The sequence below is a fragment of the Lysinibacillus sphaericus genome, assembly GCF_002982115.1.
Taxonomy (GTDB): Bacteria; Bacillota; Bacilli; order Bacillales_A; family Planococcaceae; genus Lysinibacillus; species Lysinibacillus sphaericus.
Window position 1 is genome coordinate 3,190,577 of record NZ_CP019980.1, and the last position, 14,959, is coordinate 3,205,535.

General features: G+C 37.0%; 10 protein-coding genes. 3 read left to right on the plus strand and 7 right to left on the minus strand.

The window, feature by feature from the left end:
• Nucleotides 1-64: 64 nt before the first annotated feature.
• From LS41612_RS16055 to LS41612_RS16070, 4 genes are all read right to left on the minus strand, one after another.
• On the minus strand, nucleotides 65-4,696 hold the full coding sequence (locus LS41612_RS16055; protein ID WP_080653313.1) for an InlB B-repeat-containing protein: 4,632 nt from the start codon (nucleotides 4,694-4,696) through the stop codon (nucleotides 65-67).
• A gap of 346 nt (nucleotides 4,697-5,042) precedes the next feature.
• Entirely contained in the window at nucleotides 5,043-5,642 is a 600-nt protein-coding gene (locus LS41612_RS16060; RefSeq protein ID WP_024362414.1) for a TetR/AcrR family transcriptional regulator, read from the minus strand.
• Nucleotides 5,643-5,938: 296 nt separating this feature from the next.
• A complete protein-coding gene (locus LS41612_RS16065; protein WP_024362415.1) occupies nucleotides 5,939-6,595 on the minus strand; it encodes an MBL fold metallo-hydrolase in 657 nt (218 codons plus the stop codon).
• A gap of 47 nt (nucleotides 6,596-6,642) precedes the next feature.
• The gene (locus LS41612_RS16070; RefSeq protein ID WP_024362416.1) at nucleotides 6,643-7,575 is read right to left on the minus strand and encodes a DMT family transporter; all 933 of its coding nucleotides are present in this window, start codon (nucleotides 7,573-7,575) and stop codon (nucleotides 6,643-6,645) included.
• A 112-nt stretch (nucleotides 7,576-7,687) separates the two neighbouring features.
• Between LS41612_RS16070 and LS41612_RS16075 the strand changes: the two genes are divergently transcribed.
• The gene (locus tag LS41612_RS16075) at nucleotides 7,688-9,106 is read left to right on the plus strand and encodes an aminotransferase-like domain-containing protein (RefSeq protein ID WP_024362417.1); all 1,419 of its coding nucleotides are present in this window, start codon (nucleotides 7,688-7,690) and stop codon (nucleotides 9,104-9,106) included.
• Between the two features lie 255 nt (nucleotides 9,107-9,361).
• On the opposite strand, the gene LS41612_RS16080 is transcribed toward LS41612_RS16075, so the two are convergent.
• A complete protein-coding gene (locus tag LS41612_RS16080) occupies nucleotides 9,362-9,955 on the minus strand; it encodes a class I SAM-dependent methyltransferase (protein ID WP_024362418.1) in 594 nt (197 codons plus the stop codon).
• Between the two features lie 328 nt (nucleotides 9,956-10,283).
• On the opposite strand from LS41612_RS16080, the gene LS41612_RS16085 reads away from it, so the two are divergent.
• Nucleotides 10,284-11,612 (plus strand): c-type cytochrome, encoded by a 1,329-nt coding sequence (locus LS41612_RS16085; RefSeq protein ID WP_024362419.1) that lies wholly within the window; start codon nucleotides 10,284-10,286, stop codon nucleotides 11,610-11,612.
• A complete protein-coding gene (locus tag LS41612_RS16090) occupies nucleotides 11,609-12,649 on the plus strand; it encodes a cytochrome ubiquinol oxidase subunit I (RefSeq protein ID WP_024362420.1) in 1,041 nt (346 codons plus the stop codon). Before LS41612_RS16085 ends, LS41612_RS16090 begins: the two co-directional genes overlap by 4 nt.
• Nucleotides 12,650-12,744: 95 nt before the next feature.
• On the opposite strand, the gene LS41612_RS16095 is transcribed toward LS41612_RS16090, so the two are convergent.
• Nucleotides 12,745-13,284 carry an IbrB-like domain-containing protein gene (locus tag LS41612_RS16095; protein ID WP_024362421.1) on the minus strand — a complete coding sequence of 180 codons (540 nt, stop codon included), beginning with the start codon at nucleotides 13,282-13,284 and terminating at the stop codon, nucleotides 12,745-12,747.
• Entirely contained in the window at nucleotides 13,274-14,605 is a 1,332-nt protein-coding gene (locus LS41612_RS16100) for a phosphoadenosine phosphosulfate reductase (protein ID WP_024362422.1), read from the minus strand. Before LS41612_RS16100 ends, LS41612_RS16095 begins: the two co-directional genes overlap by 11 nt.
• Between the last annotated feature and the right edge of the window lie 354 nt (nucleotides 14,606-14,959).

Genomic DNA, 14,959 nt, shown 5'->3' on the forward strand with positions numbered 1-14,959 from the left:
AAAATCTTACTCTATTCCGATATAACCGAATGAAGCTATTCTATTGCTTCATGTCCTAAAAGATTTATTGCTGCATTGCTCGATATAAAAAAGCTGCTAATTGTGCTCTTGTCACAGAAGCTTCAGGTCGGAACTTACCATTATCACCTAATGCTATCCCTGCCCGTTCTAGTGCCCCGATATACCCCGCACTCCAATGACTGCTATCTACATCCGTAAATGAACTTGTAGTTTGTGGTTGGAGCTGTAATGTATTCGCTAATATTTTCGCCAATTGGGCGCGTGTAAGATGGTCGGCTGGATGAAAGGCTCCATCAATCCCGTCTATAATACCCGCCTGCTGTAAGATCGTAATCTCATGATAATACGGATGATGTGGTGCTACATCTGAGAAAGCTATTGATGGACGACTCGCCTCAAATGTAAATGCACGTGTCAAGAGGACCGCTACGTGCTGGCGGCTTATCGTCTCATTTGGACGGAAAGTACCATCCTTATAGCCTGTAATGACCCCTTGCGTCGCCAATGCCTCAATTATTTCCTGTGCCCAATGGTTTTCAATATCTTGGAAAGTCACGATTGGCGGCAATGGCTGTGGTGTTTTAGGTGGCTGTGAATTTATCGCTTCTTCCTCTGGTAAGGCTGTCCATTTTGCATAGAGCGTTAAACTTTCTTTCACCAGCATCCGTTTATCCCACGGTTTCGTTAATTCCTTGTCTTGATACCAACCAGCAAAACGGTAACCTTCTCTTGTCGGTATAGGTAAGTCGCTAACTGTTGTATTATAGGCAATCTCTATGTCCTTTAAAGATAACCCTCCATTTGTCTCGAGGGATATTTGAATGGATCTTGATGGATTAGCGGAATTATTGCCTTCCGATGTGGATGGACCCGTAACATTACCTTCATTTGGTGTAGAAGGGTTCGATGCCCACTGTGCATACAATGTGACATCTGCTTTTCCCATTTGGAAGGTTGCATTTTCAGCATAGGATATTCCTTTTCCATCCGCTTGTGTATTCCAGCCTGTAAATGTATAGCCTGTCCTTACTAATTGTCCACTATTTCCTTGAACTGTTACCGTTTTGTTTTCTTCATACTGTGTACTATCCTGTGGTACAGTACCACTTGTTGCGCCATTTGCATCATAGGTTACGGTATACGCTGGCGTATTAGTTTTCGTCCACTGTGCATAGAGGATGACATCCGCTGTACCGATTGGGAAAACGTCATTTGCCTGATACATCGTGCCTTGTCCATCCACTTGTGTATTCCAACCTGCAAATAGATAGCCATCTCTTACTAGATTGCCGCTATTTCCTTGGACTGTTACCACATCATTTTCTTCGTATAACGCACTATCCTGTGGTACAGTACCACTTATTGCGCCATTTGCATCATAGGTTACGGTATACGTTGGCGTATTAGGTTTCGTCCATTGTGCATAAAGAATTACATCCTCTGTACCCATTTGGAAAGTTTCATCGGCAAAATACAGCTTTCCTTGTCCATCTGCTTGCGTATTCCAACCTGCAAATAGATAGCCATCTCTTACTAGATTGCCACTATTTCCTTGAACTGTTACCATTTCATTTTCTTCGTATAGCGCACTATCCTGTGGTACAGTACCACTTGTTGCGCCATTTGCGTCATAGGTTACCGTATAATGATTCTTTATCCATTGTGCGTATAGAATCACATCCGTTGTACCGATTTGAAAAGTTTCATCCGCAAAATACGGCTCTCCTTGTCCATCCGCTTGTGTATTCCAACCTGCAAACGTATAGCCTGTTCTTACTAATTGTCCACTATTTCCTTGAACTGTTACCGTTTTGTTTTCTTCATACTGTGTACTATCCTGTGGTACAGTACCACTTGTTGCGCCATTTGCATGATAGGTTACGGTATACGTTGGCGTATTAGGTTTCGTCCATTGTGCATAAAGAATTACATCCGCTGTACCTATTTGGAAAGTTGCATTTGCATTATACGCCGTGCCTTGTCCATCTGCTTGTGTATTCCAGCCTGCAAATAGATAGCCCTCTCTTACTAGATTACCGCTATTTCCTTGAACTGTTACCGTTTCATTTTCTTCGTATAGCGCACTATCCTGTGGTACAGTACCACTTGTTGCGCCATTTGCATGATAGGTTACGATATACGTTGGCGTATTAGGTTTCGTCCAGTGTGCATAAAGAATCACATCTGCTGTACCGATTGGGAAAGTTTCATTTGCATTATACGCCGTGCCTTGTCCATCTGCTTGTGTATTCCAACCTGCAAACATATAGCCTGTCCTTACTAATTGTCCACTATTTCCTTGGACTGTTACCGTTTTATTTTCTTCATACTGTGTACTATCCTGTGGTACAGTACCACTTGTTGCGCCATTTGCATCATAGGTTACGGTATACGTTGACGTATTAGGTTTCGTCCATTGTGCATAAAGAATTACATCCGCTGTACCTATTTGGAAAGTTGCATTTGCATTATACGCCGCGCCTTGTCCATCCGCTTGTGTATTCCAACCTGCAAATAGATAGCCATCTCTTACTAGATTGCCACTATTTCCTTGGACTGTTACCACTTCATTTTCTTCGTATAACGCACTATCCTGTGGTACTTGACCACTCGTTGCGCCATTTGCGTCATAGGTTACCGTATAATGATTCTTTATCCATTGTGCGTATAGAATCACATCCGTTGTACCGATTTGAAAAGTTTCATCCGCAAAATACGGCTCTCCTTGTCCATCCGCTTGTGTATTCCATCCCGCAAATAGATAGCCATCCTTTACTAGATTACCGCTATTCCCTTGGACTGTTACTATTTTATTTTCTTCATACTGGGTACTGTCCTGTGGTACAGTACCACTTGTTGCGCCGTTTGCATTATAGGTTACTGTATAGTACGGTGTCGTTTCGTATACACCTAAATCAATGGCTGCGCCTTGAATTCGTCTTTTCCCTGCTAAATCTGTGGCAATACTATGTGCATCTGAATTCCCTGCATCAATTGCTGGTCCGCCAACTTTTAAATGCAGATTTCCGCTAGTTGGGGAGACGAATACATCATCAGGCACATAAGTTGCAGGACCGGTAGGATTTGAAGTTGCATCAAACAATTGACCTTTGTATCCTTTTTCTACCGGCACATCGAGCAAACTATTTGTTGTCTGCCCCTGATAATCAGTCAGTGCTGCTGTATGACCATTTCCAATAATAATACTATTAATAATTTTGCTATTTGCAGCACCTCCGTAAATAGCTGCTGGACTATTTGAATAGATGGTCGCATTTATCAAGCTAAAATCCGCAAAAATATTATAAAGAGCACTACCCTTATTCGCATTATTTGAAATAAATAGGGCATTAATTAATGATGGATTGCCAGACTCATTAAGTAATCCACCACCTAACTCGCTTTTATTTCCATTAAAAATTACATTTGTGATAAGTGGATTACTTTGCAATCGATTGTATATTCCACCACCCCTACTTATTGCTATATTCCCATGAAATTCGACGTTATTTAATTCCGGAGCACTTCTGTTAGCATTAAACATAGCTCCTCCACTATCCGATTCATTGTTCCTAAATATTACATCTGTGAATTTTGGGCTACTCTCTCTATCATTAACTATTCCCCCTCCAAAATACGCTGCTTTATTTTGCTCAAACATGACATTTGTTAAGATTGACTTATTACCAGGTCCATTATTGTATATCCCACCTCCTTGTTGCGATGCTATATTTTGGCTAAATGTCACATCTGTTAAGGTTGAGGCACTATTACCGTAATTTGCTATACCTCCTCCGTGAGCCGCTTCATTGTTCGTAAATTTTGCGTGCTCTATTATAATGTCACATGAATTATTTTGAATGCCCCCACCGCTACGTGTTGCTTTATTTTTATTAAAGACCACATTTGTTATTTTAGGAGCACTCTCATTCCAATTGAATATACCTCCTCCTGAGTTCGCTTCATTGTCAGTAAACTCAACATTCATTAAGGTTGGTGAACTTTGCAAATTGTACATCCCACCACCAAAATAGTTTGCCTTATTGCCATAAAAAATAACATTCCTCAAAGTTGGGTTATTTCCTGAATTGTACATACCTCCCCCATGCTTATGAGAAGTGAGATAACCATCCGCATGTCCTGCTGAGATCGTGACGCCATCAAGGATTGCAGTTGCATTTAATTTTAAATCATAATTATTTGGATGATAAAAAACATGATATGCCGCTTCTCCACTTGGAAGTGCACCACTTAATATCGTTTTATTGTGCGTGAAATCTCGATTCTCGACTGTCTCCTCATCACTATCTCCTTTAAAGCCACCGTAAATAGCTACACCATTTTTCATTTTGAAATGGGCAGTACGAGCGTCCCTCACATCATCTAGTCGTGTCGGTGTATATGTTCCTTGTGCAATCCAAATTTGGTCACCAGTCTTTGCCTTTGATAATGCGCTCTGTAAATCTAGAAAAGCATTCTCCCAACTTGTACCATCTTTTTTACCACCAGCAACATTTGTATTCACATAAATAATGTTGCTCGCCGCTAATAACGAGCTTTGCTGGACTGTCTGATGATTCATTGCTGCAAGCACAGGTATACTACCAATGAAGGTATATAAGATTAATAAACATATAGAAAGAATGGGTATTACCTGTGGCCTAGTCTTTCTCATACCATCCCTCTTTTCGTTTAGTCTTGTTAGAAATTGTTACTATAGCCTACATATATTACTCAAAAGTAATATACGTGTATATCGTGATGATTCCAGTAGTGCAACCGCACACCTTCTGTCCGTGGACTCTACTAACCTCCCTTCTATTTATTTTATCTTCTCTCTGACTATATATAAAATACTGGAATTATATTAACGGAGGGGAATTGCTTAAAAAGCCTTGAGCATATATCCCGATACGACATAGCTATAGCCAATTTCAATTCCAATTTTATATTACTGAAAAGTAATATTCAACTATAAAAAGAAAAATATAAATTTTCCTTTTTAACTCCATTTGAGAACACTATTTTTCTCTATTTAGCATTCCTTCTATCAGTAAATCGACAATATCCGTTGCGATTTCTTGTGGTTGTTTTTTCTGTGGTAGTAATTGAATGAATGTTAATCGTTCAATTATGCCTATTAAGCATTCTGCCACTGTTTGCGTATCTAAATCTTTCCGAAAGTAACCTGCATCTACTTCAAAATCCAGATTGTCTTTTATTTGCTTGACCATTTGTGCTTTTATTTCATCTGCCTTTGTTGATAAATAAAACCCAATACGTGTTAAATTAGGGTTTTTAGAAAAAAACACCAGTAATTCTTTTACGTTATATATAATACGCTCTTTTACTGTTGCTTGCTCCAATGCAGGCTGTAAGCGGCTTTTTTTGGCAAAATCAATCATGCGTAAGCGAAATAAATTTTCTAATTCTTCGAAAATAGCATCCTTATTTTTAAAATACAAATAAAAAGTGGGTTGACTTAATGAAGCAGCTTTAACAATCGAACTCACTTTTGTATCATGATATCCATGTTGTGCAAATTCATTTGCTGCGATTTCAAGAAGTAGTGCCCGACTTTCTTCACCACTAGCGCCTTTAGGTCTTCCTCTTTCTCCCATTCAAAACACTCCTACATAAAAATTACTACTAGTCCCACATATACATTTCATTATAATGTATATGTAGTTACAATTTCTAAACGAACAATCAAAAATTTACTGATACTATACATGAAAGTGACCACTTAGGCAAATACTTTTCCATTCATTCAATTACTTTATTTTGCGACCTTTTATCGCACATCAACATTGTGACACACTATTGGCAAAAGTATAACAAATACACCTCGTAAAAATTAGACATGAAATCTATCTTTTACGAGGTTGTCTTTTGTTTGGCTCACCATCTTTTTTTACTATTGAAATTTTAAAATCTGCTCATTACTATTTGCCAGACTTAATCCGCCGTGGTAACAAACTACGGATTCTATGTCTAGATTTATATATTTCTTTAATGATTGGCGAGCAGCCTCTATATTTAAAGTAGTTGGAAGATGAACTCCCTGCAGTACACCGTTTACACTATACATCGAATCCCCTGCAACAAGTGTTTTACTTTGCCTCAAATATAGACTAATGTGACCTGGGGTATGTCCTGGCGTATGGATTACGAGAATTCCCCCACAATATGGCAGCTCTTGACCGTCATGTAACGTCTCATCTACTCTTCCCTTCGGTGGATTCGCTATATGCCCATCTTTCAGAAGTGGAAAATCCCCTTGAATATAAGGTTTATCTAGCTCATGCGCGTATACTTTCATATTACTTCCATCGTTTTGTAATATGTCAGGTAGGTTCCCTATATGATCTATATCCTGATGTGTCAAAATCACAACTTGTATATTGTCAAAAGCCACGCCTATCTTATCTATTGCTACGCGCAAATCTTCCATTTGTCCAGGAAATCCAGTGTCTATTAAAACGGCCATGTCTTGATCCCATAAAAGCGTGGGATAGATCATGGTCCCATTAAATTCAAGCTCCAAAACCTCTACTCCTTTAGAAACTTGCATAACTTTGCCTCCTTGACAATTCGATTTTTTAATAAGATTTTCTTACATTAGAAAATCTTTTGCTTAATAACATGCTGCAAAGTCCCTTTCTGCCAGAGTAACTTCTTCAATGTTTCGTAATTGACTAGAACCGTTCCAACAATAATCGTCAAAGTACCTATGCCAGTTAACCAAGATAGATATTCTTGATAAAAAATAACACCTAATACTACAGCGATTAAGGGAGAAATATACAGCCATGTAGAAGGAAAAATTGGATTTGTCCGTGAAACAAGCCAATAATAAATGCTATGCCCAATCATTGAGCCTACAATAATTAAATAAAGAAGGGAGCCCATTGAAGCGAGATTTAACAGATTGTTAAACTGAATGTTCTCGGTAAAAAACGATAAAATAATTAATAGCATCCCGCCGTACATCATTTGCACTGCATTTAAGGCAATTGGTGATGTCGTTTCAAATTTTTGGATAACATGTTTCGTATAAATTGTTCCTATTGCATAAAATAGCTCACCTACTATGATGGCGAGACAACCAACCATCCAGAAGGTACTTATTTCAATTGAAAAACTAGGTATAATCAACAGTGTGACACCAATAACTCCGACAACACAACCGATCAATGATTGACGATTTCCTTGTTGTTTCAATACCAATGTTTGAATAATGATAATCATCATCGGACCCGTAGCAGATAAAACAGCTGCAATTCCTGATGTCACATACTGTTCTGCCCAGTATAATGCGGCAAACGTTCCAAAAGTCAAACATACCCCTGTAAAAAACATCTCTTTCCGCCATAATAACCGGATTGTCGTTTTTTCTCTCCAAACCATAAAACTAAATAGCAGCAAACCAGCAATGAAAAAACGAAGCCCAGCTGATAAAAACGGAGGTACCCCTGCATCAACACCAATTTTAATCGCTAAAAAAGTCGTACCAAAAATCAAACACATAAAAATATAATTAATCATCACCATATCAATCTCCTCCTTTTTTCTATCATAAAAGAAGGAACGTAGAACAGATTGAAAAAGATAGAACAGATTAACATCGTTCGTGATACAATCTTTTTGAATAGGAGGAATCAAAGTGGACAAAACGATTGAACATAAAGATTATCTTTTTAAGAAAGTATATGATTATGTACTACACCGTATAGAACGCAACGAATGGAAAGAACATGAAAAGATTCCCTCCGTCCGCCAATTAGCTTCTGAAATGAATGTTCATCGATTAACGGTCTTAAAGGCTTATCAATTATTAAAAAAGCATGACAAAGTTTATGTAAAAGATAAAGCAGGCTATTTTGTCCAATCAATCGAAACAAAACATTTTGAAAATCTAAATCAAAGCAATCCGATTGTTTCTGCATACTTACAAAAAAATCATTTATCTGAAATCCATCAGCCAGCTGTTTCCTATCAATTTTCGCAGGCGTTAATTGATCCCAACCTTTTACCTAATCATTATTTTTCAGATTACGTAAAAAAAGTGTTTGATCTTTATCCAAAAGTACTTGCAACTTACTCAACTGTGCAAGGTGATTTAGAACTACGTGAAACACTCACACAGTATTTTATCAACCAGTATAAAACACATATTAGTGCAGATGAGTTGCTCATTACTTCTGGCTCACAGCAAGCGATTCACCTTATAGCCCAAACTTTTATTAAGCCTAGAGACGTCGTTTTATTTGAACGTCCAAGCTATAGTGCTGCGATTGATATTTTTAAAGCACAGGGAGCCCAGATTGTTACGGTGGATATTCATCCAAAAGGGTACGATTTACAACAACTTGAATTATATATTAAGCAATATAAACCGCGATTATTTTATCTCAATCCGACATTTCATAATCCGACTGGCTATACTGTTCCTATTGAGCAGCGCAAAAAATTAGTAGAATTAGCTGAACAATATCGACTGTTATTAATTGAAGATGATGCTTATCACGACATATATTTTGATGAACCCCCTCCACCACCCATTTATACCTATGATAGTGCTGGGACAGTCATTTATATCCGAAGTTTTTGCAAATATATTTCACCTGGTTTAAGAATTGCGACTGTTATTTGTCAATCATCATTAATGAACGCATTGCTAACAACGAAATCGTTAGCGGATAATGGCTCACCACTTCTCAATCAAAAAATTTTTCTCCATTACTTTTCATCTCTAAGATTGCAACAACACTTGGAGAAAATTCGAATTGCTCTTCAAATTCGAAAGGAAATCATGGAGGAAGAGCTAGCCATAACAGATTGGCGATGGACCAGTCCAAAAGGCGGTTTGAATTTATGGGTACAGCTTCCAAATAATTTTCCAACTGAATTATTATTAAGCAAAAGTTTCGAACAAAATATTTCCTTTGTGCCAGGACAAGTTTGTGATCCATTAAAACAATTATCTTCTTGGATTCGTTTAAGCTATTCTTACACAAATGAAAAACAATTAAAAGAAGGGCTAAAAAGGTTTGTAGCAGTGGCACAATCACTTTCTAAGTGAGCTGCCATACAACAAAAGTGTTAGATTGACTGCAATCAATCTAACACTTTTTTGTTATGTCGTTGATGTCACCAAAGGCTCCGTTACCGACAACTAGTTTTTCATTCTATTTTTTGCAAAAGCAAAATACACGAACATTATTTCTCTGTTTCTTAAAACTTATTCGCATTGGCCCAGCCTCGATACGATAGACAAAGAAAGTTCAAGTTATTTCTCGTATGTCATTTGTCTTTTTCTTCTCATATACCATACAGATTATTTTTCTACTATTACTTGTATGACACGGCGAGTACTTGTTTGAATCGACGTATCATATTGTTCTACTTCCCCCGTAAAGTAATGTTTTAATTTATAACGACGAGCCCATCTTAAGATATTCTCCGCATTATATAAATGAGACATATCTTTTGGTCCCCCCGTATTGTATAAAAGCTGTGCGTATTCATATACCTCAAACATAAATACACCGTTTAGTTTTAAAGAGTTCATAATTTTATCAAGTACTACTAATTGGAAGCTATGAGGAAAATGCCCAAAAACCATTATTGCGCCATCATAGTTTTCTTTAGGCAGTTTGTACTCTATTAATTCTACCCTTTTTGTGTCGATCGTTACGCCATTCATATTTGCCAGTAATTGAACTTTAGCTAGTCCTTGTGAAGTAGAATTATAAACCGTTACCTTATATCCTAGTTTTGCTAAAAATACTGCATTCGCTCCCTCATTTTCTTCATACGCAGCAATTTTGGCATGCTTTGGGAAATAATGTACAGAAGACTTAATAAATCGATTCGCTTCCGTTCCATACACATATAGTGGTGGACTCTCTTGTTCACGCCCCATGCTCATACCCTTCCTCCCATTTATACGTAAAACGATTCCAGTATTTTAAACTGATGTTTTTATTACCATCATTATAAAAAACAATTGAGAAATTCTAATGAATTTTAGTAACAAAAAAGTAAATTTCATTTAAAGTCGATATTTTGCTCTCAACAATTAGCTTCTATTGCGTGAAATCAAGAGAAATCGGACAAACCATTTCTACGTTATACATTATTTTGACAAACTAATGAAGTTTAGTTGCTTTGGATTTCACATATTACTCATCTGCGTTTCAAATCTATTTAGTATGATATGCGTTGAATGTCATTAAAAACAGAAAGGAAGAGTAACTATGAATTTTCCATCGGTCGATTATACTTGGTTTGGGAACGGCACTGTCATTGCTCTTATTGCCATTATTCATGTAATTATTAGCCATGGCGTGGCAATTGGAACCTCTGTTTTAGTTGTATCTACTGAGTATAGAGCCATGAAAAGAAAGAACGAAGCATTAGATCAAGTAGCAAAAACAATGTTGAAATGGGTATTAATCATTACTACAACTATGGGAGCTATGACTGGAGTAGGGATTTGGTTTTCAACAACCGTCATACAACCGGACTCAATTTCTTCTTTACTACGCATTTTCTTTTGGGCATGGGTTGTGGAATGGGGCGCATTTATTTCTGAAGTGATTATTCTTATTGTCTATTACTATACATGGGATAAATGGACAGAGGGCGAACGTAAACGAAAGCATATTATGTTGGGTGTCGCACTTAGTATTGCTTCATGGGTAACGATGGTAATCATTACAGGTGTCTTAGCCGCAAAATTAACGCCGGGACGTTGGATTGACACATTTTCATTTTGGAATGCATTTCTCAACCCAACTTACTTCCCTTCACTCGGATTCCGTATGTTTTTAGCAATAATGCTAGCTATCTCGTTAGTATCATTTTTCATTCGTTGGCGCATTAAAGATAAAGCGTTACGAACAGAAGTTTTTCGAGTGTTTGCATTCTGGGGTGCTATCGCCTTACCACTAACTTTTATTACGGGATTATGGTATTTATGGGCCATCCCAACTGAAGCCTATAACATGATTGTTTGGTCGACAGGCATGTCTGAGGTCATTTTCAAAAGTCTCAATATTTTAGGTTTTAGTATCCTTCTTATTTTCTTAGTATGGCTCGTTAAAAGTCCAAAAAACGTTCCGTGGATGCTATCAATTGCTGTCATGTTTTCTTCAATCGGTTTTATTGGGGAATTTGAAGTTGTAAGAGAGAGCGTTAGAAAACCATACATTATTTATAATTATATGTACGCAAACGGAATGTTAGCGAAAGATGAAGAAACACTGAAAAAAGAAGGTTATCTAGCAAATGCAACATGGGCAAAAGAAAAAGAAGTTACTGACAACAATATGGTGGAAGCTGGTCGAGACGTTTTCGTTGGTCAATGTATTACTTGTCATACGATTGATGGATGGCGAGATACACGAGCTTTAGCTACTAGAATGAAAGGTTGGGATAAGGAAGCCATTATGTCCTTTATTCCTAATATGCATTATGCACAAGTAGCAATGCCACCATTTATGGGGACAGAAGAAGAGATTGAAGCATTAGCCACTTATATTGTAACAGAATTGGAAAATGATAAAGAGGTGACCCAAAAATGAACCATCTAGTTTTTGCATTAATTTCTTCTGATAACCCTTTACCGATTCCTGCACCCATTGGTTTACTAGAAATTTTGATTGTCTTAACATTTATTCTTCATATTATTTTTGTGAATTTTACTATTTCATTGACTGCAGGTGCTGTTGGGCTAGAAATTACGGGGATAATGAAAAAAAATAGTTTATTTGATAAAATGGCACAAATTTGTTCCTTCCATGCTTCAATACATAAGAGTATTGCAGTTGTTTTAGGTGTTGGTCCATTATTAATTGTAAGTGTCTTATATACACAATATTTTTATTCTTCCACAATTTTAATAGGGAAGGCTTGGATGAGTTTATTAATCCTACTCATTGCTGCATTCCTATTGTTATACATTTATAAGTTCACTTGGGTTAAATTCCAAACAAACAAATTATTGCATTTGAGTATTGGCCTATTAGCCATGTTAATTTTGTTTTTTGTCCCTCTTATTTTTATTGTCAATGTCACTTCCATGTTATATCCGGATCGTTGGGGAGAAGCAAATGGTTTTTTTGAAAGCTTATTTTACTATCCTCAAATTTGGCAACGTTACCTACATTTTATGCTCGCGAGTTTAGCAACAGGTGGCTTTTATATGTTTGTCTATTTTGCTTATTTGAAACGAAAGCAGAAGAAACTAGAGCAACATGAACAAGCATTAAAACTTTTTGGTGCCAAAGTAGGCTTTTGGGTTACAATTACACAGTTAGTAACTGGTTTTTTATTATTATTTTCTTTCAATACGAATATTCGTATGCTTTATTTAGGCGAAGATTTATTGTTAACTTCTTTACTTATTATTTCTATTGTCTTAACAGTCATCCTTTGTATGCTACTCTATGCAGCAGGCTATAAGGATTCTGCTAATTCTTTTCTCGCCTCTATTTTGGTCTTCATATTAGTTATTGGTATTATGGGCTGGATGCGTCATGAATTGAGAGAAGCCTATTTATCACCTTATCTCGATGAACATCCACGAACAGAGGAGCGATTAGAGTCTACGTTGAAATAGAAATATAGACCGCAAGGAACACCGTAGACAAAGTCGATTTATTCGACTTTGTCTATTCAATATATAGTGATTACGTTTTAAACACTCGTAACTTACTATTCTTCTTGCAGCAGAAACTCTTCCTCATCTGGTTCCCACGCTTGACCAAATGAATGATCTTTAAATAGTGCTGCAAGTCCTGTAATCTGCTTCAATCGTAATATTTCATCGCGATCCATCCCCAAATGCTTTGCAATCCATGCATCAGAGCGCCCCAGTTCGTGTAGTTCTTTCACGATGTTACTCATCAAATCTACATTATGGCTTCCTCTAGCACGGTTATGTCGTATGGTACTTGCTATTCGCTGATCAATCGGCTTATCTATGATAGATACAGGTAGCATACCTCCTTCACGCTCATAGATATCTGAAAACTCCTTCATAATTCGATAACGATGAAACCCATCCACAATAATATAGTTATCCTCTTCCTTGTTATGATAACAAACGATGGGCATTGTATAGCCGTCATTTTTAATACTATCGTACAACAGTTTCATCTCGGGTGGCGCAACGGCATTCGGATTATAATCATTCGGTAAGATTTTTTCGAATGGGATTGGGTAAATTTGATAAACTGGACTCTTACTCTTCACTATCCATATCCTCCAAACTTCTATATTTTTTTTTGATATAGTCAAGTTGGGATTGTTGTTGACGTGTTAAACCATATCCCATAAATCGGCAAATATGATCATTCTTCAGAATACAGAAACACATCCGTTTCCAACTTGGAATATCCTTAGTTGACTTGATATCATCCGTATCATCTGGTATTTTTTGCAAAAAAATGATGCGCGAATTCTTAAACGTCGTATAGTTAGACACGCCATTCCTTTTAATTTTATAACCATTTTCTTCTAATTCTCGAATTGTTTCTTCTTCGAGTCCACCACCAACTGTATGCCAAAATTCAATGGATTTATTAAATTTCTTAATATAATTATTCCGTAGTTGTAAAGGCAAAGTCTGCAATAAAAATTGCGTATAGGACTTCCATGTATGCCCTTCTGGAAGTGTGACTGTCCGATATCCCATGGCTTTTGTCTTTGCATATATCTGCGTAAAATTAGCACCTTGTACTCTTCCTACTAACTTCACCCAAATTTGTGGATCAAGAATTCGGTAGAGGTTCAAGGAATCTTTAGCATAATCTTGAAACGGGGAGGCAACACGCATTTGAGAAGCTGTTAATCCAGCCTTATAATACAAGTCATAAAGTGGATTATAATCATAGTTGAAAGCATAATAGGCATGCCAAACATCTTCAACAGACCAGTCGTAAAGCGGTGAAGCTGTCCAAACATCCTTAAACTGTTGTGTAATCCAGCACTGTTCTTTATAACCATACTTCTTATTTACAAATCCACTATACCGTTGCAGAGACTCGTCTGCGCGAATTCCTAGTAAGCAGACCGTTTTCTCCCCCCCATGTGACTGTCGATACCATCGGCCAAATTGCTTTGCCAAATCTTCCTGATGCATCTTATAACGGTAAGTATGTATTGGATTATTCTCAAGATTAATGACATAGTCGTATTTCGGCATTGCTCTGACCCAACTATCTTTCTTACTATCATCCCATGGATACCAGTACATTTCGTAACTACTTAAAGCCGTTCGAGTAGCCATCGGCAAGCATACCCAATAACGCTCCACTCTATCTGTCAGTCGTTCAAATGTTTTTTCTACATATTCTGTCGTTACACTATATTGCGCTTCAAAATCCTGATGAAATACGCCAATTATCTGATGTGGATAATAAGTATCTCTAAAATCCATCAAAAGATTCAACAATAGACCGCTGTCTTTCCCACCAGAAAACGAAAGATAGATGACATCAAATTCACTAAAGATAAAATGCAATCGCTCCTGTAATGCTTGGTATACATTTTTTTGAAGATAATTTCTCCGCACACATACCTCTCCTTGTCATTTTCAACAATATCCTTAAAATCAACAAAAAAACAGCTATGCAACTGTGTTAGATCAGTCGATACCTGTCTTTTTCTTTCAAAACTAATCCTTCACATAGCTTTAATAGCAACTGTTTAATCCGTCAATAGATTACCAATATTGCTAGACCAGCCCTATTTTTAGCAACAACAGCTTGTTAAACACAGTGACATTTCTTCGAATACCGATAAATTATGTACAAAGTTAGTATAAAAAATTTTCTATTGAGTGAAAAGCATCTTTTTTTCGAAAATTTCGTGAACTAATTATATTTGATAATTTGTATAATATTTTCTTCACTACAAAGTCAACAAG

Coding starts and splice junctions, on each gene's coding strand:
- LS41612_RS16055 (WP_080653313.1), bottom strand. CDS start 4,696: ATGAGAAAGACTAGGCCACAGGTAATACCCATTCTTTCTATATGTTTA.
- LS41612_RS16060 (WP_024362414.1), bottom strand. CDS start 5,642: ATGGGAGAAAGAGGAAGACCTAAAGGCGCTAGTGGTGAAGAAAGTCGG.
- LS41612_RS16065 (WP_024362415.1), bottom strand. CDS start 6,595: ATGCAAGTTTCTAAAGGAGTAGAGGTTTTGGAGCTTGAATTTAATGGG.
- LS41612_RS16070 (WP_024362416.1), bottom strand. CDS start 7,575: ATGGTGATGATTAATTATATTTTTATGTGTTTGATTTTTGGTACGACT.
- LS41612_RS16080 (WP_024362418.1), bottom strand. CDS start 9,955: ATGAGCATGGGGCGTGAACAAGAGAGTCCACCACTATATGTGTATGGA.
- LS41612_RS16085 (WP_024362419.1), top strand. CDS start 10,284: ATGAATTTTCCATCGGTCGATTATACTTGGTTTGGGAACGGCACTGTC.
- LS41612_RS16090 (WP_024362420.1), top strand. CDS start 11,609: ATGAACCATCTAGTTTTTGCATTAATTTCTTCTGATAACCCTTTACCG.